This window comes from Streptomyces sp. NPDC047982, assembly GCF_043204165.1.
Lineage (GTDB): Bacteria > Actinomycetota > Actinomycetes > Streptomycetales > Streptomycetaceae > Streptomyces.
Window position 1 is genome coordinate 25,953 of the sequence record NZ_JBIDBS010000008.1, and the last position, 22,850, is coordinate 48,802.

Sequence of the window (22,850 nt, forward strand, 5' to 3'; positions counted from 1 at the left end):
GACTCTGTGGCCGACGAGCTCTGCGGCCGACGCGATCTGTGGCCGACGGGATCTGGACTGGACGCGCTCTGTAGCGGATGCGTTCTGTGGCGGATGGGCTCCGCGGTCGACTCCCTCCGCCGTGAACGGGCTCCGTAGTACTTGCGATGGAGGGCGCAGGATCCGTATCACTGCTGACGACCCGGGCCGTACCGGCCCCTACCGTGGAAATGTGACCGAGACGAAAACCCGAAGCCCCGAGTTCAGGCTGGCCGCGAAGGCGCTGGGCGGACTGCGGCAGGATCTTCTCAGCGACGCCTTCGCCTACCGTCCGCTGGCACGAATGCGCACGGACGGGCTGCTGACCGGCAGGCTGCCGAACCGGATGCGTGAGCGGGCCGCCTGGACGCCCCACGCTCTGGTCGGTGTGGCCGCGTTCTTCGTGGCGGTCATGGGCCTGGCCTCGGAGGGCTCCTCGGGCCTGCGCTTCATGGTCGAGGCCGTCGTGACCGTGCTGCTTCCTGTGGCCACGGTGTTGATGACGCTGGTCCGGCCGGTCGGCGCGTTCTGGGCGTCGCTGGCACTCGCCCCGTTCGTGGCGTTCGTGGGCGGCAACGGCTGGCCGTGGACGTCGAGCACCCTTCTCTCGCACCTGGTGGTGCTGGTGGTGGTCGCGGCCCGGACGCGGCCGCGTACCGCCGCCTGGATGTGGGGGATCACCGGGCTGTTCGGTGCCCTGCTGGAAAGCCTGGGCGGCTGGCACTCCTCGCCGACCAACGCTCCCCTCGTCTTCGTCTCCGCGCTCGCACTGCTGCTGGTCGCCGTGGTGCAGATCCGTCGCGACGCGGAGCGCGAGGTCACCGTGCAGCGCACGGTGACCGCCGTCGAACGAGACCGGCGCACGCTGCTGGAGGAACGCACCACCATCGCCCGGGAACTGCACGACGTGGTAGCCCACCACATGTCGGTCGTCGCCATCCAGGCCGAGGCCGCCCCGTACCGCGTGGAGAACCCGCCGCCCGAGCTGGAGCAGGCGTTCCTCACGATCCGCGAGAACGCGGTCTCCGCCCTCACCGAACTGCGCCGGGTCCTCGGCGTCGTACGGGCCGACGACCAGCAGGTGCCGGACGCGCCTCAGCCCACGCTCGCGCAGCTCGACGGGCTCCTCGCCAATGTGCGCGAGGCGGGGCTGGAGACCGGGAAGACGGTCACCGGCGCGATACGTGAGCTCCCGCAGGGCGTCGAGCTCTCGGCGTACCGGATCATTCAGGAGGCCCTCAGCAACACGCTGCGGCACGCTCCGGGCGCGACCGCCGAGGTGGAGATCGGTTACGTGCTCGGCGGGCTGGGGCTGCGCGTCGTGAACGGGCCGCCGACCGCTCCGGTGAAACCCTCGCCGGGGGCCGGTCACGGGATCACGGGGATGCGGGAGCGGGTCGCGATGCTGAACGGCACGATGACGGCCGGGGAGACCGAGGAGGGCGGCTACGAGATCGCCGCGTTCATCCCCGTGGCGCTCGACCCCGACTCGGGAACCGCGCCCGACATGAACGAGACGGCCCGGACGACGCAGGCGACGGAGAGGGCCCAGGCGTCCCGGGCGGGGCGGGCAAAGCGAGCGCCAGAGGGGGACGAGGCGGACCGACTGGAAGCTGGAGGTCGGGTGGAGGCCGTGAGTAGGAGCGAGGCTGTGGGCGGGGTGGAGGCCGTGAACAGGACCGAGGCCGTGGACAGGACGGAGGCTGTGGACGCTGTGCACCGGGACGAACGCCCGAAGCGGCTGGAACGGCAGGACCCGACGGAACGGCAGGACCCGAGGGAACGGCAGGACCCGAGGGAACAGCAGGATCCGGTGGACCGTACGGACCCGGCGGACCGGGCATGACCTCGACCTCCGCTTCCGTTCCCGCACCGCCCATCAGGGTGCTGATCGTGGACGACCAGATGATGGTCCGCGAGGGGTTCTCGGTCCTGCTCAACGCCATGCCGGGAATCGAGGTCGTCGGTGAGGCGGTCGACGGTCGGCAGGCCATCGCCCGGGTCGCCGCGCTACGTCCCGACGTGGTGCTGATGGACATCCGGATGCCGGAACTCAACGGCATCGAGGCCACCCGCGAGATCGTCGCCGCCGACGCGGACGCCAAGGTGCTGGTACTGACGACGTTCGACCTTGACGAGTACGTCTACCAGGCGCTGCGCGCCGGGGCGTCCGGATTCCTTCTCAAGGACGCCTCCGCCCGGCAACTCGCCGAGGGCGTAAGGGTGGTGGCTGCCGGTGAGGCCCTGCTCGCCCCGGCTGTCACCAAGCGGCTGATCAACGAGTTCTCCAAGCTCGCCGAGGCCCCGCGCCCTCCCGCGCTCGCACGGGTCGGAGACCTCACGGAACGCGAGACGGAAGTGCTCGTCCTCATCGCTCAAGGCCGGTCGAACGCGGAGATCGCCTCGCGCCTGGTGGTCGCCGAGTCCACCATCAAGACGCATGTCAGCCGCATCCTGGTGAAGCTGGGGCTGCGCGACCGCACACAGGCCGCCGTCTTCGCGTACGAGGCCAGGCTGGTCATACCCTCCTGAGCCGGCACATGGCCTTCCCGATCTGCGGATTTCCGATCTGCGGTCTCCTCGGCCTGGGAGACCGCAGGTGTCCGTTCCGGGTGTGAACGTCGTCGTGATCCGGTACGAGGGAGGGACGGAGCGGGGCCGGAAAGGTCCGACCGGGGACAGGGCTGGTCCGCGGCGACTTGGCCGGTTAGCGTCCCCTATATGCGCCCATCTTCCCGCTCCGCGGCCGATGTTCTCTTCCGGCCGTCCGAGACCTCCGGCTCCCACGCGTCCGCGTCCTTCGACCCCTGGTCACAGGTGTTTGTCGCCGACCCGTACCCGGCCTACACCGCGCTGCGGGAGGCCGGACGGGTGCACTACTTCGAGCCAAGTAACCAGTGGCTCGTCCCGCACCACGCCGATGTGTCCGCGCTGCTGCGCGATCGTCGCCTGGGCCGTACGTACCTGCACCGATTCACCCACGAGGAGTTCGGCCGCACCCCGCCGCCCGCCGAGCACGAGCCCTTCCACACCCTCAACGGACAGGGGCTCCTCGACCTGGAGGCGCCCGACCACACCCGGATCCGGCGCCTGGTCTCCAAGGCGTTCACCCCGCGCACCGTCGAGCGGCTCGTCCCGACGGTGCAGCGGCTCGCCGCCGAACTGGTCGACCCGTTCGTCGAGGCGGGCGGCGGCGATCTGCTCACAGCGGTCGCCGAACCGCTGCCCGTGGCGGTCATAGCCGAGATGCTCGGCATCCCGGAGTCCGACCGCGCCCCGCTGCGCCCCTGGTCCGCGGCGATCTGCGGCATGTTCGAGCTGAACCCGTCGGAGGACACCGCCCGCGCTGCCGTACGCGCCTCGCTCGACTTTTCCGCGTACCTGCGCGAACTGATCGCGCAGCGGCGCAAGAACCCGGGTACGGATCTGATCTCCGCGCTCATCGCCGCTCACGACGAGGGGGAGCGACTGAGCGAACAGGAGATGATCTCCACCTGCGTACTGCTCCTCAACGCCGGGCACGAGGCGACCGTCAACACCACGGTGAACGGCTGGTGGACGCTGCTGCGCCACCCCGAACAGCTTGCCGCCCTCCGTGCCGACCACGGGCTGCTGCCGACGGCGATCGAGGAGTTGATGCGGTACGACACCCCGCTCCAGATGTTCGAGCGCTGGGTCCTCGACGACATCGAGATCGACGGCACGGTCATCCCGCGCGGCTCCGAGGTGGCCCTGCTCTTCGGCTCCGCCAACCGTGACCCCGCCCGCTTCGCGGCTGCGGACACTCTGGACCTGAGCCGACGCGAGAATCCGCACATCACCTTCGGCGCGGGTATTCATTTCTGTCTGGGTGCTCCACTCGCCCGGCTCGAACTCGCCGCATCCTTCGGGGAGTTGCTGCGCCGGGCTCCGGGCCTCCGGCTGGTGACCGAGCCGGAATGGAACCCGGGCTACGTGATCAGAGGGCTGAAGGAACTCCGCGTCGAGCTGTGACCGATGCGAAGGGCGACGGGGCGCAGGCTCCCGGCCCGGCGTCCCGGCCCGGCTTCTGGCCCCGGTTTTCCCGGCCCGAGGCCCGGACCAGGCGGCTCCTGGACCGGCCCCGGGCTCAGCGGCCCGGGCTCAGCGGCGCTCAGGCTCGGTGGCCCCGGGCTCAGCAGCTCCGACTCAGCGGCTCTGACTCGGCAGCTCCGGAACGGTGGAGCGGGCCGGGCGGCTTCGGTCCTGCCGCACCGGTCCTGCTGCTCCGGCTCAGCATCCGGGACCGCAGAGCGGTGGTCCGGCCAGCACGTCGAAGGCCAGCCCGAAGACCGCGAGTCCCGCCAGGAGCGCCGCCGCCCCGAAGGCCAGTCGCCACTTTCCCGTCAGGAGGGCGAAGAGAGCGATCCCGGCCGTGATGCCGCCGAGCACCATGACGGGAAATCCCAGCCAGAGCACGTTCCACTCCGACTCCCCTTCAAAGCCGCCGAAGATGCCGCGTCGGCCGTAAGGGGCCCAGGTGAGCATGCCGACCACCCCGCCGAGGGAGGCGGCCAGACAGCCGGCGATCCCACGAACGGCTTCGCCCCGGGTCTCCATGATCGTGGTGACGCGGGCGGGCCACAGGACGGTTGCGCCGGAGGCCGCCCGCATCACCGCTCCACCTCTTTGCCGCGTGACCTCTGCGGCGTGCACCTCATCGCTGTGTTACCGCTCGTCTCTTTGCCGTGCACCTCATCGCTGCGCCACCGCCCGTCTCTCGTCGATTCTCGTCATCGCTCGGCACTTCCTCAGGTCAGGACGTCGCGTCGTCGCAGCGCCACCACCCCGGCGCCCACCAGCACCACCGCGACCACCGTCAGCGCGAGCACGGGGCCCCACTCCATCCCGGTGCCTCCCGGCAGCTTCGGCAGGTGGGTGAACGGAGACACGTCCATCACCGCCTGCGGCAGATCCAGGGCGGGCCCGATCCACCCGAGCGCCAGGCATGTCCCGGCCACGCCCCAGGAGGCCACCGCGGCCTTTGGGAGCGCTCCGTACATCAGGACCGTGACGCCTCCCAACAGCCAGATCGCGGGCAGTTGGACCAACGCCGCCCCCAGGATGTCCGGGAGTTCGTGGCCGTATCCGGCGGCCAGGCCGAGGCCGCCCACCGCCATGATCAGGGCCGCCCCGCCGAAGGCGACTCCCAGATGTCCCGCCGCCCACCGCAGTCGGCTCACCCCGCACGCCAGCACCGGTTCGGCGCGCCCGGCGGTCTCCTCGCCGTGCAGCCGCAGCACCGACGCGACGATGTACAGCGCGGCGACCATGCCGAGCATGGAGACCATCGCCGCAAGGAACGCGTCGGTCAGCCCGGACTGACCGCCCATCCGCTCGAAGATCTCCTGCGTCTTCGGGTTGTCGCCGACGAGGTCCGCCGCCCCGTCGGTCAGTCCGCCGAAAACGACACCGACGGCGGCGAACGACAGCGTCCATCCGATCAGTGCACCCCGCTGGAGTCGCAGCGCGAGCCCGGACGCCGACGATATCCGCCCCCGCGACGGCCCGGGCCGGGTCGCCAGGAAGCTCATGCCGACGTCACGCCGCCCCGCCAAGGCGTATGCCAGGATGGCTTGGACCGCGATCGCGGCCGCCATGAGGAGCAGCACCCACCAGCGTGTCCCGGCGTACGCCCGCACGTTCTCCGCCCAGCCGAGGGGGGAGAGCCAGGTCAGGACCGACGAACCGTCGTCCGTCGACGCATCGCCCGCCGCCTTCAGGACGAACGCGGCACCGATCACCGCCGCCGTGAGCCCTTTCGCGAGCCGTGCGCTCTCGGTGAACTGCGCGGCCGTCGCGGCCGTGCAGGCGATCAGCACACCCGTCCCGCCGACCGCCGCGGCGAGTGCCACCGCACCCGTCCCGCCCGCACCGGAGCCGGCCATGCCGGCCGCGATGACCAGCGCCAGCGCGGCGTTGGCGATCAACGCGGTGAGCAGCGCGGCGGTCAGCGGGGCGCGGCGCCCCACCATTGCGGAGGAGAGCATCTCCTGACGTCCGGTCTCCTCTTCCTCCCGGGTGTGCCGCACGACGACGATCAGGCTCATCACGGCCGCCAGCGCCCCGCCGAAGCAGACCATCCGCCAGCTGACGAGACCGCCGAGGGAGTCGGTGAAGACCGGTCCGTACAGGGCCCTGAGGGAGCTGTTGCCGTTCATCGACGCGGCTAGTTCGGCCCGACTGGCGGCGGTGTCGTACAGCGAGGCGAAGGACTTGGCGACGGAGGAGAACGAGCCGCCGAGTACGAGCACCCAGATCGGCAGCATGATCCGGTCGCGCCGCAACGCGAGCCGCAGCAGTGTCCGGGTGCCGGCGAACTGCCGGGACACGGGAGCGGTCCGGGGGCTCGCACCGGTCGACGCGGTCGTCGTCATGGCAGTCACCGCCCCGTCACCCCCGCCCCCTCGCCGCCGCCCGGCCTACCCCGGCCGTCTGCCCCGCTCGCCGCCCCGTCATCTGTTCCGCCCGCTGTAGCCGTCGTGCCTGTCGTATGCGCAGCGTCCGCCGTATGCGCAGGGTCCGCCGTATGCGCAGGGTCCGCCGTATGCGCAGCGTCCGCCGTGTAGTGGCGGAGGAAGAGCTCCTCCAGCGTGGGCGGCGTGCTGGTCAGGGTCCGGATGCCCGATGCGGAGAGCGTCCTGAGCACCGCGTCCAGCTTGTCCGTGTCGACCTGGAGCGTCACGCGCAGGCCCTGCACCTGGAAGTCATGCACGCCGGGCAAATGCGCGAGCCCATTGGGCGGGCCGGCCAGCTCGGCGGTGATGTTCGTACGGGTCAGGTGGCGCATGTCCGCCAGTGAGCCGGTCTCGACCGTCCGGCCCTGACGGATGATGCTGACCCGGTCGCAGAGCGTCTCCACCTCGCTGAGGATGTGGCTGGACAGCAGGATCGTCCGCCCGCGCGCGCGTTCCTCGGCGACACAGTCCTGGAAGACTTCCTCCATCAGCGGATCGAGGCCGCTGGTCGGCTCGTCGAGGATCAGCAGATCCACGTCGGAGGCGAAGGCCGCGACAAGGGCGACCTTCTGCCTGTTTCCCTTGGAGTACGTGCGCCCCTTCTTCGTCGGATCGAGCTCGAAGCGCTCGACCAGCTCGGCGCGTCTGCCCTGATTGAGACCACCGCGCAGCCGCCCGTAGAGATCGATCACCTCGCCGCCCGACAGATTGCGCCACAACGTGACGTCACCAGGGACGTACGCCACTCTCCGGTGGAGCTCGACCGCGTCGTCCCACGGATCGCGGCCGAGCAGCCGCGCGGTGCCGGAGTCGGGTCGCAGCAGCCCGAGCAGCACCCGGATGGTGGTGGACTTCCCCGACCCGTTGGGCCCGAGGAAGCCATGAACCTCACCGGTCTCGACCATGAGGTCGAGACCGGTGAGCGCGCGCGTCCGGCCGAACGACTTGCGTAGCCCGGCCACCCTGATTGCCTGCGTCATGTTCTGAACGTACACTACTTTCACAAATTTGTGAAGTTAAGGAACTGTATAAAGTTGGAGTCGTGGCGAGGCCGGAGAAACGGTGGGGGCCAAAGACGCAGGGGAGACGGGAGACGATCGGGCGATGACCAGCGAAACCGAACAGAGCGCGCGTACCGAGCGGGACGCTGAGGCCGTGTCACGGTTCGTGGAACGGTTCGCGTCCGACATGACGGAGGCGGGGATGCAGCGGATGGCGTCCCGCGTCTTTGCCGCGCTCCTCGCGGACGACGACGGGTCGATGACGTCCGCCGAACTCGCCCTGGCACTGCAGATCAGCCCTGCCGCGGTGTCCGGCGCGGTCAACTACCTCACGCAGGTCAGCATGGTCGGCCGCGAGCGAGAGCCGGGCTCGCGGCGGGACCGCTACCGCCTTCACGACGAGCTCTGGTACACCACCTTCACCAACCGTGACAAGGTGCTCACCCGCTGGGAGAACACCTTGAAGGAAGGTGCCCGCACGCTGGGGGAGCACACCCCGGCCGGGGCCAGGCTCGCCGAGACTGCCGCCTTCTTCGAGTTCGTGCAGGCGGAGCTGGCCGGGATGCTGGACCGCTGGCGCGAGTACCGCAAGACGCTCGACCTGCCGACCGCCGCCGAGGGCCCGGGCTCCTGAACCCGCCGCGTGCCAAGTCTCTGAGCCCCGACAAGCGTCAGGGGCCCGAGCCCTGACCTTGACCCTGACGAGCTCAAGGGCTCAAGGGCTCAAGGGCTCAAGGGCTGCGGGGCTCGTGAGCTCCGGGGAGCGTCGGGGCTGAGCTCCCGGTTTCCCGGTCCCCGGCACCTGAGCTTCGCGAGCGTCGGGGCTGAGCACCGGAGGAGCTTCAGGGCTCCAGGGCTCCTGAGCTTCGGCCCTGACGGCCGGGATCCTCGACCGCCGGGGCCCTGGCCGGGAGGGGCCTCGGCCGCGTCCTTGCCTCGGTGCCCCGGGGCCCGGGGCACCCCCGACCCCCGGCACCCGCCCCTCGGGGGACTACCCTCCGGCTGCGGCCGCGGCCGCGGCCGCAGGCTCGGCCACCGGCAGCATCAGCCCCCAGGCCCCCGCCCGCACCGTCCACGTACGCGTCCGCACCGGGCCGCCGACCTGCGTGTCCGCCCGGTACCGGAAGTCCGCGCCCGAGACCGTGACCGCCTTCGCCTCCGCCGTGACCGGATCCGCCTCCGGAGGACGTATCACCACCTCCGCGAGGCCGTCGTCGCTGCACGAGGTCACCGTCACGGACTCGACCGGGCGGTCCAGGTCGTTCAGCAGGACGCCGTCCGCCTCGACCCGCAGCCGGTGCGTGCGTGGCGGGTCCGGGGGCTTCGACGGGGTCGGGCGCACCAGGGCGCGGACCAGCGAGCGGCAGGTGTCCCACACCGTCGTGGCCCCGGGGGCGATGGGCGCGTCCGGCGGCGCGCCCCGGCCCACGACGTGGCCCGGGGCATGGTCCGGAAGGTGGACCTGGTGGGCAGGGCGCACCTGGTGGGCAGGGTGGGACAGGTGGGCCGGGATGTGGAGAGTCCCCAACACCAGGCCGTCGCTGTCGTCGACCAGCAGGTCGAGCTTGCGCACGGCACCGTCGAGGGCGGTGCGCGCCGCGGCAACCGCGCCCTGCGGCACGCCGAGCGAATGGGCGAGTTCCAGCGTGCCGGCGGAGCCGACCGGGATCAGCGCGAGCGACTTCTCGGCCGGTTCCCGCTCCCGGTGCAGCAGGGCCACCGCCCGCCGCAGCGCGAGGTCGTCGCCGACCACGACCGGGCGCCGAACCCCCCGGCGGGACAAGGCCCGTGCGAATTCCTCGGGTCCTTCAGGCAGACAGATCTTGACATGCGAACCGGCACTGAGCACGTCCTTCGCGATGCGAACGGACTCGCCGTCGCTCCGGCGGGCCACCGGATCGATGACCACCAGCAGCTGGTGCGCACCGTCGCCGGGGGGCTGGGCAGCCGACACCATCGGTCCTTCCTCGGGTAGCATCTTGGTGCAAGAGCCCCTTTCGCTATTGCGCCAGGGGCTTCGTCTATTCCGGGGCACCCGGTTCGACGGTTCAGGCCGTGCCGTACATCGTCGTACGGCATGTACGACGTTTATGTACGCCCCTGACCTTGGACATGCCCCGCCCGGAAGGGGTGTACGCCTGTGCCCGCACTTGTGCTGCTCGGTGCTCAGTGGGGTGACGAGGGCAAGGGAAAGGCCACCGACCTGCTCGGTGGTTCCGTGGACTACGTGGTGCGCTACCAAGGCGGCAACAACGCCGGCCACACGGTGGTCGTCGGTGACCAGAAGTATGCACTCCATCTTCTCCCCTCCGGAATCCTGTCGCCGGGGTGCACCCCGGTCATCGGGAACGGTGTCGTCGTCGATCCGGCGGTCCTGCTTTCCGAGCTGAGTGGGCTGAACGAGCGCGGCGTGGACACGTCCAAGCTGCTGATCAGCGGTAACGCCCATTTGATCACCCCGTACAACGTCACGATCGACAAGGTGACGGAACGGTTCCTCGGCAAGCGCAGGATCGGCACGACCGGGCGCGGCATCGGCCCGACGTACGCCGACAAGATCAACCGGGTGGGCATCCGTGTCCAGGACCTCTACGACGAGTCGATCCTGGAGCAGAAGGTCGAGGCGGCCCTGGAGCAGAAGAACCAGCTCCTCGCCAAGGTCTTCAACCGGCGCGCCATCGAGTCCGGCAAGATCGTCGAGGAGATGCTCCAGTACGCGGAGCAGATCAAGCCGTACATCGCGGACACGACGCTGGTCCTGAACAACGCCATCGACGAGGGCAAGGTCGTCCTGTTCGAGGGAGGTCAGGGCACGCTGCTCGACGTCGACCACGGCACGTACCCCTTCGTCACCTCGTCGAACCCGACGGCGGGCGGTGCCTGCACCGGTGCGGGCGTGGGCCCGACGAAGATCAGCCGGGTCATCGGCATCCTCAAGGCGTACACCACGCGCGTCGGCGCGGGCCCGTTCCCGACGGAGCTGTTCGACGAGGACGGCGAGGCGCTGCGCCGGATCGGTGGCGAGCGCGGTGTCACTACCGGCCGCGACCGTCGCTGCGGCTGGTTCGACGCCGTGATCGCGCGCTACGCGACCCGGGTCAACGGCCTCACCGACTTCTTCCTCACCAAGCTGGACGTGCTGACCGGCTGGGAGCAGATCCCGGTGTGCGTCGCGTACGAGATCGACGGCAGGCGGGTTGAGGAACTCCCGTACAGCCAGACCGACTTCCACCACGCGAAGCCGGTCTACGAGATGCTGCCGGGCTGGTCGGAGGACATCACGAAGGCCAAGACCTTCTCCGACCTGCCGAAGAACGCGCAGGCGTACGTGAAGGCGCTGGAGGACATGTCCGGCGCCCCGATCTCCGCGATCGGCGTCGGCCCCGGCCGCACCGAGACGATCGAGATCAACTCCTTCCTGTAAGGACTCCCGCCGGGAGCTGCGCGGCGGTGGCCGACCGGACGCTACGTGTCGACCGCCGCCGCACACCCGCGTACGCGGGCCGGATGGTGTGACTAGTCTGTCCGCCATGAAGGAGCCAGGATGCTGCTGAGATTCCGGGTGGCGAACGTCCGGTCCCTGCGCGACGAGCAGGAGCTGTCGTTCGTCGCACCCGAGGACAGCGAGAGAGAGCGGGCCGCTGCTCGTGAACTGGCCCTTTCGGACGGCAGCCGGCTTCCTGTCCACACCGTCGTCGCTGTCTTCGGAGCCAATGCTTCCGGTAAGTCCAATGTGATCGCCGCGCTCAAGAACATGCGCCATGCGGTCCTGAGGTCCTACGCCGACTGGACGTCCTACGACGGTATTCCCCGTGACGAGTTCGCCCTGGATCCCAAGGCCGCGTCGGAGACGTCCCTGTACGAGGCGGACTTCGTCCTCGGTGACGGCGTCCGCTGGACGTACGGGTTCGAGCTGGGCGCACGGCGGGTGGAGGCGGAATGGCTTTACGCCTATCCCAAGGGCCGTCGGCAGGTGTGGTTCGATCGGGACGCCGGACGTGACAAGGTCTTCGACTTTCCTGGTGACCGGCTCCACGACCGCACGCGGCTGGCCCGTACCACCAGGCAGGACGCCCTTCTCCTGACGCGCGCCGCGAATGACGGCCATGAGCAGCTCACCCCGGTCTTCGACTGGTTCAAGAACAATCTCTGGGACGTCACTCCCGAGACCGAGCGCACCCAGCGCGAGGACTACACGGCCATGAAGCTGCTGCGGAGCGAGGACTTCCGGCGGCGGGCCGAGGAACTGCTGCGGGTCGCCGACCTCGGCATCGTGGGTGTGGAGGTCGAGCAGTCGTCATCGGGGCGCCCACTGGTACAACTGATCCACGCGGGCGGTGGCGAGCGGACGGCGATGGACTGGTCCTCGGAGTCCTGGGGCACCCGCTCCTGGTTCGCGTTGATCGGTCCGCTCCTGCTCGCCCTCGACACGGGAGCTGTCCTGCTCATCGACGAGCTGGACGCCAGCCTGCACTCGCGCTTCGCGGCAGAGGTCGTACGCCTCTTCCAGGCTCCGTGGGTGAATCCCAAGGGCGCCCAGCTGGTCTTCACCGGTCATGATCCCTCCCTGCTGCGGACACCGGGGGGCGGCCGGCTCCTGGAACCGGGGCAGCTCTGGCTCACCGAGAAGGACGAGCGTGGTGCGACGGAGCTGTCGTCGGTCGCGGACTGGGATCCCACGGATGAGGAAGACCTGATGGCCTCGTACCTCGCGGGGTCCTTCGGCGCGGTGCCGAAGGTCTCCGAGGGGCAGATCGGGCGACGGCTGGTGCGGACGGACGACTTGGCGCGGATGGAGGCGGAAGAGGTCTGATGGCGAGGCCAAGGGGAGGGGACAGCGTTTCCCGCAAGAAGGGTGGCGCCAAGGGCCGTACGAACCGCGCCCGCCAGGTGTACATCTTCACCGAGGGCGAGGTGACCGAGCCCCAATACATCGACATCATCGTGGAAAAGGGCACCCCGGCCACTGCGGGCCGCAGCGTCGATCACCACTTCGAGAACGAGAACGCCGCAAGCAAGCACCGCAAGCCGTACGCGATGGTCAAGGACGCCGTTCGTACGTTGCGCAAGGTCGAGCGCGAGGCCAGGGACGCCGGGCTGAGGACCGGAGACTGGAACTATCCTCAGGTGTGGGTGCTCTTCGACCGCGACGCCCACCTGAACATCCGCGAGGCCAAGCAGCTCGCGGACAAGGAAGGCGTCAAGGTCGCCTATTCGCATCCCTGCTTCGAACTCTGGCGGCTTCTGCACTACACGAACTACACGAGCAGCTTCGGCGGTGTCTGCGACGATGCCAACAGCCGGCTGCGTTCCCGCCCCGGCTTCGCGGCGACGTACGGACGCCAGGTCCGCACCGTCTCCTTGCAGCAGTCGAAGCACATGCGTGAGGAGCAGGTTCTCAGCAAGGACGGGCAGCGATACGCCGACGCCAAGAAGTACGCAATGGCGATCAACAATCGCGTCGAAGCGACCAACCCAGAGAAATGGGATCCGTACACCGACGTCTGGAACTTCGTCGAGGAGGGTCTTCTCCTCAGCGGCTACTAGGCTGCGTCGGCGTACGTCGGCGTACATCCGCGATCGGCCGGGGCTTGCCACCCGTCACCCGTCGCCGTCATCACCAGCACCACATCACCAGGGAGTCCGTCCGTGGCCAAGCTCACGCTCGATCAACTGGAGCGTCACCTCTTTGCCGCGGCGGACATTCTGCGCGGCACCATGGACGCCGCCGAGTACCGCGACTTTCTGCTGGTGCTGCTGTTCCTGAAGCGGGCGAACGACGAGTTCGACGCGGCCCGAGACCGGATCATCGCCCAGGAGATGGCGCAGGGCGCGTCCAGGGAAGAGGCCGAGGAGGAGGCGGACGAGCCCTCCCACTACACGCGCGACCGGATCATCTACATCCCGGAACAGGCCCGCTGGTCCCGACTGGCCGGCGCGGTGGACGACGTGGCGACGAGCTACCTCCAGCCCGCGCTCGACGCCCTGGAGGGCCATGAAGGCAACGAGCGGCTTCGCGGTCTGTTCGGGCATGTCAACTTCAACCGAATCGGCGGGGGCGGCGGTACCGGAACATCGGCGGCCAAGCTCGCGGACAAGCGGCTTTCCGCACTCATCGGCCACTTCGGGAGCCTGCGGCTGCGGGGCGAGGACTTCGAGTTCCCGGACGTCATCGGCGCCGCGTACGAATACCTGCTGAAGGACTTCGCGGACTCGGCGGGCGCCAAGGGCGGCGAGTTCTACACCCCGCGCGCGGTCGTGCGGATGATGGTCGAACTGGCTCGGCCGCAGGCCAACCAGCATGTCTACGACCCGTGCGTCGGTTCCGGCGGAATGCTCATCCACACCAAGGAGTACATCGAGGAGCACGGCGGCGACACCGAGGACCTGGCCCTGGCCGGGCAGGACGCCAACAACGGCTCGTGGGTGATGGCCACGATGAACATGCTGTTCCACGGCGCCAGCGACTTCGACCTGAAGACCGGTGACACGCTCACCAACCCGTTGCATGTCGACAAGTCCTACGACGTGGTGCTCAGCAACCCGCCGTTCTCCATGGACTACAAGGCGGAGGATCTGCCGCCCGGCCTTGAAGACCGTATGAAGTACGGCTACACGTCGGAAAAGGGCAAGGCCGACCTGATGTTCCTCCAGCACATGCTGTACATGGTGGAGGGGCGGGGCGGCTCCGTCTTCACCGTGATGCCGCACGGCGTGCTGTTCCGCAGCGGTGCGGAGGGCGACATCCGGACCCGGCTCATCGAGGACGACCTGCTGGAGGCCGTGATCGGCCTGCCGTCCAACATCTTCTACGGCACCGGCATCCCCGCCTGCGTGCTGGTGCTGCGGGCGAGAGGGAAGAAGCACCCGGACCGGCAGGGCAAGGTCCTGTTCATCAACGCCGACCGTGAGTTCCACTCCGAGCGGGCGCAGAACGTGCTGCTGCCGGAGCACGTGGAGAAGATCGTCTCCACGTTCCACGACGAGGTGGGCGACGGTTCGGGCGTGCCGCGGTTCGCCCGCTGGGTGGAGCGGGCCGAGCTGAAGGAGAACGCGTACAACCTCAACATCCGCCGTTACGTCGACAACACTCCGCCGCCCGAGCCGCAGGACGTCCGCGCACACCTGTCGGGCGGGGTGCCGAAGTCGGAGATCGCGGCGGAGGAGAAGGCGAAGCTGCTGGAGGCGTACCGGATCCGCGTCACCGACCTGTTCGCCGATCGGGGTCCCGATTCCGCGTACGTCGACTTCCTGCCCGAGGGCGAGCGACCGGACGCCGAGCGGCTGACCGCCCTGGCCGAGGGCCGGGAGCGGGAGCTCTGGGACGCGTTCGACAAGTGGTGGGCCGTGGAGACGGAGCAGATCGCGTCCCTGGCGCCCTACGAGGACGACGACCGCACGGAGTTCGAGAAGCGGTCCCAGCTCGCCCGGCTGCGCGCCGACCTGATCGACTCGTTCCGCAAGCTGCTGCTCAACGTGGACCTGCTGGACCGGTACGCGCTCGCGGGAGCGGTCGCCGGATGGTGGCAGGACGCCAGGAACGAGCTGAAGGCCCTGGCCGGCAACGGCTTCAAGGGCGTCGTCGAGGGCTGGGTCGACACGGTCGAGGCGATGCTGGAACCGGAGCCGAACCCCTGGACCGGCGGCGCGCGCAAGCGCTCGGGCGCGGAGCGGCGCCAGGCGTACGGCCACAAGGTCGTGGCCCGGATCGCCCCGGACTTCCTGCGTGAACTGGCCGAGGCGGACGCGCTCAAGGCCGATCTGGACGCCAAGGTCAAGGCGGCCGAGGAAGCGGAGGCCGCGCGGGCCGCTGCCGCGGCGGGCGTGGTGGAGGACGACGGCGAGGCGTCCGGGGACACAGACCCCGGGGCCCTTGATCCGGCGGTGGCGGCGGCGCTGCTCAGCGAGACGGACCTGAAGAAGCTGAAGAAGCAGCGGACCGCGGCGGGCAAGGCGGTGAAGGCGCTGGAGGAGGCGTTCTACCCGCTGGACGGGATGGGGGGCGCCGCGAAGGCCGCTGCACGCCTCGCTGCTGCGAAGAAGAAGGGCGCGGGGAAGGCGGCGCAGCCTGCGGCTGTCGCCGCGGCCGGGCAGACGGCACTGGACGTGACGGTGACGGCGGCCGTTGCCGACGCCGAGGTGGATTCCGGTGCGGATTCCGTTGCGGAAGAGGAGCGGCCCACGCCCCGTCTGCACGAGGTGCGGGACGCGCTGGACGAGGCGGGCGCGCGCGAGATCGTGCTCGGCATCCTCCGGGAGGACCTGGCGGCGAAACTGGAGGGCCATGTGGTGCGGCGTCGGCGGGAGTTGATCGACGCGTACGCGGGGTGGGAGCGGAAGTACCTGGTGTCGCTGCGGGATATCGAGGCGCGTCGGGAGGCCGCGTCGAAGCGGCTGGAAGGGTTCCTGAAGGAGCTGGGCTATGTCGGCTGAACCGGACGAGATCCGCTGGGTTCCCGTGGGGGAGGTCGGTGAGGTGCGGATGGGGAAGCAGCTTTCGCCGGCCAGCAGCCAGGCGGACGGCATGCATGCTCCGTACCTTCGTGTCGCCAACGTGCTTGACGGTTGGATCGACTACTCCGATGTGAAGACGATGAGCTTCAGCCCGACAGAGCGACAGAAATATGAACTGGAACCTGGGGACATTCTCCTGAATGAAGGTCAGAGTCTAGAACTGGTTGGCCGTAGTGCGATCTATGATGGGCCGCAGGGTAAGTACTGCTTTCAGAACACCCTCATCCGATTTCGGAGTGGCCCGGCTGTGCTTCCGGCGTATGTGCGTGAAGTGTTCAAGGCTTGGCTGAACGATGGGACATTCGCGTCGATCGCGAAGAAGACCACGAGTATTGCGCACCTTGGTGGTGACAGGTTCGCGAAACTCGCTTTCCCGTTGCTCTCCCTTGCGCGGCAGCGCAGAATCGTCGAGATCCTGGATTCCGTCGCCGAGTCTGAGAGGGCTGTCCTGGCGGAGGTTGCAAAGCTCCAAACTATTCGAAAAGTGCTCATCGAGCAGATGTCTCTTTTTGAATGTTTGCCCATGGTGGATGTTATCGTTGATGGCCCCCGGAACGGTATTTACAAGCCGGAAGATTGCTATGGTCAGTCAGGCGCTCCGATTGTTCGCATCAATAGCTTCGAGGGTGGGCCTTCTGATCTGACTCGTGGCTTGCTGCGTGTGAAGGCCTCTGATTCTGAATTGCTTCGGTACGGAGTTTCGGTCGGGGATGTCCTGATAAATCGAGTAAATGCTCCTGGCCTCGTCGGGAAGGCCACGATGGTAGATGCCCTTGAAGAGCCCACTCTGTTCGAGTCGAATATCATGCGATGCAGGATCGACACTTCCAAGATTCAACCGAAAATCGTTGAGGCCTGGCTTTCTGGGTCTGTCGCGCGCGCTCATTTCGCAAGTCGAACGAAGCCAGCCGTTTCACAGGCAAGTATTAATCGATCTGACGTATTTTCTTGTCCGGTTCCGAAAATGACTCCCGCTGATCAAGCGGAATTCCTTGAAAGGGTCGAGGCTCTCGATGCGGCGATTGCTAAAAGTCGAGCGCAGCTAGCAAAGCTGGGGAAGTTGCAGAAGGGGCTCGTGAATGACCTGTTGAGCGACAAGGGTCTGGAAGCGGTCCGTTCTTAGACACCTGCGTTAGTCAGCTTCAGAAAAGGAATGGCCATGCCTGTGCGAAAGCCACCCACCGCCCGTCAGCGGCGGCTCGGGGCCGAGCTTCGGCGGATGCGCGAGCACGTCGGGCTCTCCCTCACCGAGGCTGCCGCACTGCACCGGGTGGACAAGACCGCCATCAGCAACACTGAGTCCGCGCGATTCGGTGTCAGCGCTGACCGTGTACGCGTGTGGGCCTCCAACTACTCCTGCCCGGACCGCGCGTACGTGGATGCGCTGGCGGACATGGCCCGGGAACGCGCCGGGTCGAACTGGTGGGACGAGTTCCGTGACTCGATCGCCTCGTTCATGCTGGACCTGGTGGAGTTGGAGCACCATGCCGTGTCGTTGCGGCATGTGCAGATCACGCATCTTCCCGGCTTGTTGCAGCACGAGGACTACGCACGCGCTGTCTTCGGTGAGGCCGTCCCGCCGTTGGCTCCGGAGGCGATGGACCTCCAAGTGGACTTCAGGATGCGGCGCCGGGAACTGCTCGACCGGCCGGATCCTCCCGACTGTTCGTTCCTCCTGCATGAAGCTGCGCTGCGGATGCTCTTTGGTGACCGACCCACCGTGCGGCGGCAGTTGGAAGAGCTGCTGAAGTGTTCCGAGCGGGACTCCGTGACGCTGCGCGTCATCCCGTTCGCTGCGGGCGGGTTTCCCAGTGCGGGCAGCTCGACGATGTACGCGAGCGGTCCGGTCCGGCAGTTGGATACTGTGCAGATCGACGTACCGAACAGCATCACGTTCCTTGACGCCGAGACCCATCTGACGAACTACCGCGCCGTGTTGGATCGTATGGAGACGCGCTCGTTGGAACCAGGGCGTTCGCGCGACTTCATCCGCAGGGTGCTGCACGAGCTATGAAAGCTTGAGGATCGTGGAAATTCAGTGGCGCAAGTCCTCCTTCTCGGAGCAGTCGGGGAACTGTCTGGAGCTTGCTGTTGTCGACGGCGATGTTCTCGTCAGGGAGAGCGACGATCCCGCCGTGGTCGTCCGAACGACCACGGGCAAGCTGGCGGCCTTCCTGGCGGGAGCCAAGGCCGGCGAGTTCGACGATCTCGTGTGAGCGGGAGCCTTCCCAGCCGCATATGCCAACCTGATCGCACTCCGCATCAACGTTGATGCAGCAGCACTTTTGTCGCTACCCTCTGTTTGTGGTTGGTAGCTAATCGGCTACCGCCTGGACGCGAAGTGCCCCGGCGGTGTCATCACCACCCCGGGGCATGGCCAACGCCTCAGAGGAGCGTCAGCATGTTCCACCGTATCCGCACCCACCTGCCACGAACACTCGTGCAGATGGCTCTGCCCGCCCTGGCGCGTGACCTGCGCGCCCCCGCTTCCGCTACGTCCGTACCCGCGCGGGTCCTCACTCCCCGCGTCGGTTCCCCCACCCCTCCCCAACTCCCGTGCGGGTGCGGCCCGCTCGGCCTCGTGCCCCGCAGCATCGACCACGAACGCCGCGCCCGCCGCACCGCCATGCGGCTCGCCCTCGACGGGCTGGTGGTCGCGGCCGGGGTGGGGCAGGCGCACAGCGTCGGCAGCGTGGTTCTCGCGTCGGCGAGGGGTGTGGCCTGATGAGCGCGGGGCAGGTACGCATCAGCCGGGTGCCGAGCAAGCCCGTGCGGCGGGAGGCGGACGGGTTGCTCGCCATCGACCTCTGGCTGCGCCGTGACGGGGCCTTCGAGGCTGACGCCGCACTCCGTCTCACCCCCGCCGAGGCCGAGGTGCTGCACGCTCAGCTCTGTTACGCGCTGGACGACGAAACGGCTGGCCTCATCAACCCCGTTTCAGCCAGGCCGGACTGCCGCAAGGGCATCCTCACCACGCGCCGCCAGACCTGAGTACCCCGCCTCCACCTGCCAGGTCCCGCAGCCCGTTGCGGGGCCTGGCCGCGTGCCCGCCCGCACTGGCGCACAATGGACCCTTCGCACGGGTTCGCCAGTACGCGGGGAGGGGCACGGGGCATGGCTGCCGAAGTGGTCGAGGGGGCGACCTCCGAGCAGGTCGAGGGAACGACCGAGCAGGTCGAGGCGGAGTGGCCGCTGCTGGCGCATCTCAAGGCGATGGGGTGGCGGCACATCGAGGGCGCCCGGCTGAAGGCTGCGGGCGAGCGCGACGACTTCCGGGACGTACTGCTGGAGCGGCGACTGCGGGCCGCCGTGCGCCGGAACTCCCCGTGGATGACGGACGATACGCACACCAACCCGGCCTTTCTCGCGCTGCGCGCCGCGGCACGGCACGTGTCCGCGCAGTCGCTGCCGCAGGCCAACCGCGCCGCGACCCAGCTTCTCCTGGACGGCGTCCTGCACTCCGGCCCGGACGAGCGGGATGTGAAGACACGGTTCGTCGACTGGTCGTACGAGGCGCTGGAGGGCACCCGGGAGGAGGTCCTGGCCCGCAACGACTACCTCGTCGTCGATCAGTTGAGGGTCTGCGACGCGGACGGCAAGGCGGCCGTTCTGGATCTCGTGCTCTTCGTGAACGGCATCCCCCTCGTCGTCATCGAGTGCAAGTCCCCGGACGTACGTGACCCATTGGGCAAGGCCATCCGTGACCTGCGTGCCTACACCGCGCGCCCGGTGGACGACGACACCCGCAGCGGAACGGGCGCGCCACGAGGTGTGCCGCACTTGTTCGCGCCGGTCCAGCTGCTGGTCGCCGCCGACGGAACGGAAGCCGCGCTCGGGACGTACTCCTCCTCAGAAGAGCACTACTCCCTGTGGTGCAGCATCAGTTCGGACTACGAGAAGCCGGAGCATCTGCGGCAGGAGCTGCGCGGCTGGGGGCTCCTCGACGCCAAGGCCCGGCCCACCCTCCAGCAGCAGCTGACCGCGATCGTCCTCAAGCCGGGCAATCTGCTCAACATCGTCCGGCACTACGTCTTCGAGAAACCGCTCGGCGACGACAGCGGCACCGGAACGAAGCGGCGGGGCGTGCGGGGGCGGGCAGTGGAGCCCCGGACGGCGAAGGTGGTTTGCCGACACCAGCAGTACCGGGCGACGGAGAAGATCGTCCAGCGACTGCGCACGCGCCGCAGCCGCGCCTTCACCGGCGGGGACCTCGACGTGCGCGGCGGTGTCGTGTGGCACACCCAGGGGGCGGGCAAGAGCTTCACCATGCAGTTCCTCGCCCGGCGGCTGCACGCGAGCCCGGACCCCGCGCTGAACGGCATCACGATCGTCGCGGTCACGGACCGCATCGACCTTCAGCGCCAGCTACGTAAGGCCGTCGCGCTGAGCGAGTCCGAGGTACGGGAGGCGAAGTCCCGGACGGATCTGGAGAGCCTGCTGGGCCGGGCCGGGCGCCCCGGTGGGCGTGCGGTGATCTTCGCGACCATCCAGAAGTTCCTCGGTGACCTGGTCCGCGTCGCCGACGGGACGAGTGACACGGCGGGGGGTGAGGAACGCTCGCTCGACGGGGAGTTCGAGGCCGGCCGGGCGAAGGTCGCGGCGGGTGTGAGCGCTCAGGAGGTCGCCGATCCCGTACCGGACGAGGAGACCCTGCGCAAGGCCGCGCGGATCTTCCCCGAGTGCAGCGACTCGGACCGGGTCCTCGTCCTGGTCGACGAGGCCCACCGCTCCCACACCTCCGTGCTCCACGCCTGCCTGCGCAAGGCCCTCCCCAACGCGGCGAGGGTCGGCTTCACCGGCACCCCGCTCATGGAGGGCAGACTCACCGACACCGGGCGCATCTTCGGCCTGGAGCCGAGCAGCACGCCAGGCGGAGAACCGGAGTTCCTCGACACGTACCGCATGACCGAGGCGGAACGAGACAAGGTCGTCGTGCCCGTGCGGTACACGGGTCGGGCGACCACCGCCGAGGTGCGGGACAAGGAGCAGTTGGACGAGTGCTTCGAGGACCTGATCGAGCCCCTGGAGGAGGCCGAGCGGGCGCGCGTGCGCGCGAAGTACAGCACCCCGTCCAAGCGGGCCGTGGCCGAGTCGCCGCCACTGATCTGGCGCAAGGCCGCCGACATGCTGGAGCACTACGTCACCGGCCCACTGACAGGCGGGTTCAAGGCGCAGGTGGCCGTGGCCAGCAGGAAGGCCGCGGTCCTCTACCGCAACGCCTTCCAGGAGGCGCGCACCACACTGCTGCTGCGTGTCGCGGAGTTCGACCGGAGCGGGCGGCGGGAGTCGCTCAGGGGAAGGGCTCCGGAGACCTACACCCGAGAGGAATCGCTTCTCCTGCGTGCCTGGCAGTTCCAGGAACTGCTGCGGCGCATCGACTTCGTACCCGTGATCTCGGCCGGCTCGGAACAGAAGTCCGGGAGATGGCGTGAATGGACCGACGAGAAGAAGCAGCGCGAGCACATCGCCGGGTTCCTCCAGCCGTTCCCGCAACTGCCCCCGGACAACCCCTGGGCGTTCACTCCGCCCGCCGAACCGGATCCGGTTCCCGCCGGTTGTGTCGGTGGCATGAACCCCTGGAGCGACCTGGTCTGGGGCGACGAGGCGGCCGACCCGCCGCCCATCGCCATCCTCATCGTGAAATCCATGCTGCTCACCGGATTCGATGCCCCCATCGAGCAGGCGCTCTACCTGGACCGGCCGATTCGCGACGCGGAGCTGCTTCAGGCCATCGCCCGCGTCAACCGGCCCGCCCGTCGCAAGACGGAGGGCCTGGTCGTCGACTACTACGGCGTACTGAACAACCTCGCCGTGACCCTGGCCGCCTACCAAGGCAACCCGCGCGCTCTCGACTCGTTGCGTGACATGTCCGACGAACTGCCCGAGCTCGGCCGGACGGCTGCGGAGTTCCGCGCGTTGCTGAGGGCAGTGGGCATCGACGCGGACGGCCTCAGGACCGGAGCGGGACTGGCGCAGGCGGTGTTCGAGCTCGAGGATTCCGCTCGGCGGGCGGAATTCGACCAGAGGCTCGGAGAGTTCCTGGGCGCGGTGGACCGGGCACTGCCGCATGAGGACGCCCTCGGTTTCCTCCCCGAGGCGCGGCAGTGGAGTGTGCTCCAGATGCGTGTGCGCCGCCACTACCGCGACGACACCGGTGGCGGCTTCGTGATGCGCGGATACGGACGCAAGGTACGTGCACTGATCGCCGACCACCTGGAGGCGCAGGAGGTGAACCAGGCCGTGCCGCCCGTGTCGATCCTCGCTCCCGACTTCGACGAGGTCGTGGGCAGGCTTCCGGTGCGTGAGGCGGCGGCCGAGCAGATCCAGGGCCTGCGCTACCACCTGGAGGAACGGCAGGCAGTGGAGGACCGGGCGGTGTACCGGCAGCTGTCGGCGGAGCTGGAGCGGGTGCTGGAGGAGTTCGCCGGACGCTGGGACGACATCGTCCGTGAGCTGGGCCCACTGGTCGAGCGGGCCCGGCGGGCCGAGGAGACCGACCCGACCGTAGCCGACCTCACCCCCATGGAGCAGCGGCTCTACGTACTGCTTGGCGAGAAGCTGGTGGAGAGCGAGTTGCTGGGCCATCCGGAACCGCAGGAACTTCGCAGGGTCGTGGCCGAGGTGTACGGGGAGATCACCGACCGGGTGAGCCTGGCCTCCTTCGGCGGTGAGGCGGCTCACGTGGCATGGCTGGAGGCCTGCCTGTACACGCGGCTGCGTGAGATCGGGTACCGCCAGAGAGGCGAGGGGCGCAAGGAGGTGAAGCGGCTCGCCTCGACGCTCGCGGGGTATGCCACGCAGCACCTGGAAGCGTTCCGCTCCGAGGTACGGAGAGAATAGC

17 protein-coding genes and 1 pseudogene are annotated in these 22,850 nt (G+C 68.7%); 14 read left to right on the forward strand and 4 right to left on the reverse strand.

Annotated elements, in window-relative coordinates; translation table 11 throughout:
• Window positions 1-211: 211 nt before the first annotated feature.
• The 3 genes and pseudogenes from ACGF2V_RS12195 to ACGF2V_RS12205 form a co-directional block, all read left to right on the forward strand.
• Window positions 212-1,498 (forward strand): annotated as a pseudogene (locus ACGF2V_RS12195) (sensor histidine kinase); the annotation flags it as partial.
• Window positions 1,499-1,860: 362 nt separating this feature from the next.
• Window positions 1,861-2,550, forward strand: a complete 690-nt coding sequence (locus ACGF2V_RS12200; RefSeq protein ID WP_362625628.1) for a response regulator transcription factor — start codon at window positions 1,861-1,863, stop codon at window positions 2,548-2,550.
• A gap of 189 nt (window positions 2,551-2,739) precedes the next feature.
• A complete protein-coding gene (locus ACGF2V_RS12205; RefSeq protein ID WP_362707663.1) occupies window positions 2,740-4,011 on the forward strand; it encodes a cytochrome P450 in 1,272 nt (423 codons plus the stop codon).
• Window positions 4,012-4,269: 258 nt separating this feature from the next.
• Here the strand turns inward: ACGF2V_RS12205 and ACGF2V_RS12210 are convergent, their stop codons facing one another.
• From ACGF2V_RS12210 to ACGF2V_RS12220, 3 genes are all read right to left on the reverse strand, one after another.
• Entirely contained in the window at window positions 4,270-4,650 is a 381-nt protein-coding gene (locus tag ACGF2V_RS12210; protein WP_362707661.1) for a hypothetical protein, read from the reverse strand.
• A 137-nt stretch (window positions 4,651-4,787) separates the two neighbouring features.
• Window positions 4,788-6,413: an ABC transporter permease gene (locus ACGF2V_RS12215; RefSeq protein ID WP_362707658.1), complete on the reverse strand. Its 1,626-nt coding sequence runs from the start codon at window positions 6,411-6,413 to the stop codon at window positions 4,788-4,790.
• A gap of 5 nt (window positions 6,414-6,418) precedes the next feature.
• Entirely contained in the window at window positions 6,419-7,474 is a 1,056-nt protein-coding gene (locus tag ACGF2V_RS12220) for an ABC transporter ATP-binding protein (protein WP_362707656.1), read from the reverse strand.
• Between the two features lie 124 nt (window positions 7,475-7,598).
• Between ACGF2V_RS12220 and ACGF2V_RS12225 the strand changes: the two genes are divergently transcribed.
• Entirely contained in the window at window positions 7,599-8,129 is a 531-nt protein-coding gene (locus ACGF2V_RS12225; RefSeq protein ID WP_362625618.1) for a MarR family transcriptional regulator, read from the forward strand.
• A 357-nt stretch (window positions 8,130-8,486) separates the two neighbouring features.
• On the opposite strand, the gene ACGF2V_RS12230 is transcribed toward ACGF2V_RS12225, so the two are convergent.
• Window positions 8,487-9,449: a diacylglycerol kinase family protein gene (locus ACGF2V_RS12230; RefSeq protein ID WP_362707698.1), complete on the reverse strand. Its 963-nt coding sequence runs from the start codon at window positions 9,447-9,449 to the stop codon at window positions 8,487-8,489.
• Between the two features lie 186 nt (window positions 9,450-9,635).
• On the opposite strand from ACGF2V_RS12230, the gene ACGF2V_RS12235 reads away from it, so the two are divergent.
• From ACGF2V_RS12235 to ACGF2V_RS12280, 10 genes are all read left to right on the forward strand, one after another.
• On the forward strand, window positions 9,636-10,919 hold the full coding sequence (locus tag ACGF2V_RS12235) for an adenylosuccinate synthase (protein WP_362625617.1): 1,284 nt from the start codon (window positions 9,636-9,638) through the stop codon (window positions 10,917-10,919).
• Between the two features lie 120 nt (window positions 10,920-11,039).
• The gene (locus ACGF2V_RS12240; RefSeq protein WP_362707653.1) at window positions 11,040-12,308 is read left to right on the forward strand and encodes an ATP-binding protein; all 1,269 of its coding nucleotides are present in this window, start codon (window positions 11,040-11,042) and stop codon (window positions 12,306-12,308) included.
• The gene (locus ACGF2V_RS12245; RefSeq protein WP_362707650.1) at window positions 12,308-13,042 is read left to right on the forward strand and encodes an RloB family protein; all 735 of its coding nucleotides are present in this window, start codon (window positions 12,308-12,310) and stop codon (window positions 13,040-13,042) included. Before ACGF2V_RS12240 ends, ACGF2V_RS12245 begins: the two co-directional genes overlap by 1 nt.
• Window positions 13,043-13,144: 102 nt before the next feature.
• On the forward strand, window positions 13,145-15,928 hold the full coding sequence (locus ACGF2V_RS12250; protein WP_362707647.1) for a class I SAM-dependent DNA methyltransferase: 2,784 nt from the start codon (window positions 13,145-13,147) through the stop codon (window positions 15,926-15,928).
• Window positions 15,918-17,132, forward strand: a complete 1,215-nt coding sequence (locus ACGF2V_RS12255; RefSeq protein ID WP_362707644.1) for a restriction endonuclease subunit S — start codon at window positions 15,918-15,920, stop codon at window positions 17,130-17,132. Before ACGF2V_RS12250 ends, ACGF2V_RS12255 begins: the two co-directional genes overlap by 11 nt.
• A 36-nt stretch (window positions 17,133-17,168) precedes the next feature.
• A complete protein-coding gene (locus ACGF2V_RS12260; protein WP_362707642.1) occupies window positions 17,169-18,023 on the forward strand; it encodes a helix-turn-helix transcriptional regulator in 855 nt (284 codons plus the stop codon).
• Window positions 18,024-18,027: 4 nt separating this feature from the next.
• Window positions 18,028-18,225 carry a DUF397 domain-containing protein gene (locus tag ACGF2V_RS12265; RefSeq protein WP_392911800.1) on the forward strand — a complete coding sequence of 66 codons (198 nt, stop codon included), beginning with the start codon at window positions 18,028-18,030 and terminating at the stop codon, window positions 18,223-18,225.
• Window positions 18,226-18,410: 185 nt separating this feature from the next.
• Window positions 18,411-18,734 carry a hypothetical protein gene (locus ACGF2V_RS12270; protein WP_362707637.1) on the forward strand — a complete coding sequence of 108 codons (324 nt, stop codon included), beginning with the start codon at window positions 18,411-18,413 and terminating at the stop codon, window positions 18,732-18,734.
• Window positions 18,734-19,000, forward strand: coding sequence for a hypothetical protein (locus ACGF2V_RS12275; RefSeq protein ID WP_362707634.1), 267 nt, complete (start codon window positions 18,734-18,736; stop codon window positions 18,998-19,000). Before ACGF2V_RS12270 ends, ACGF2V_RS12275 begins: the two co-directional genes overlap by 1 nt.
• Window positions 19,001-19,123: 123 nt before the next feature.
• The gene (locus ACGF2V_RS12280; protein WP_362707631.1) at window positions 19,124-22,849 is read left to right on the forward strand and encodes a type I restriction endonuclease; all 3,726 of its coding nucleotides are present in this window, start codon (window positions 19,124-19,126) and stop codon (window positions 22,847-22,849) included.
• Window position 22,850 lies beyond the last annotated feature (1 nt).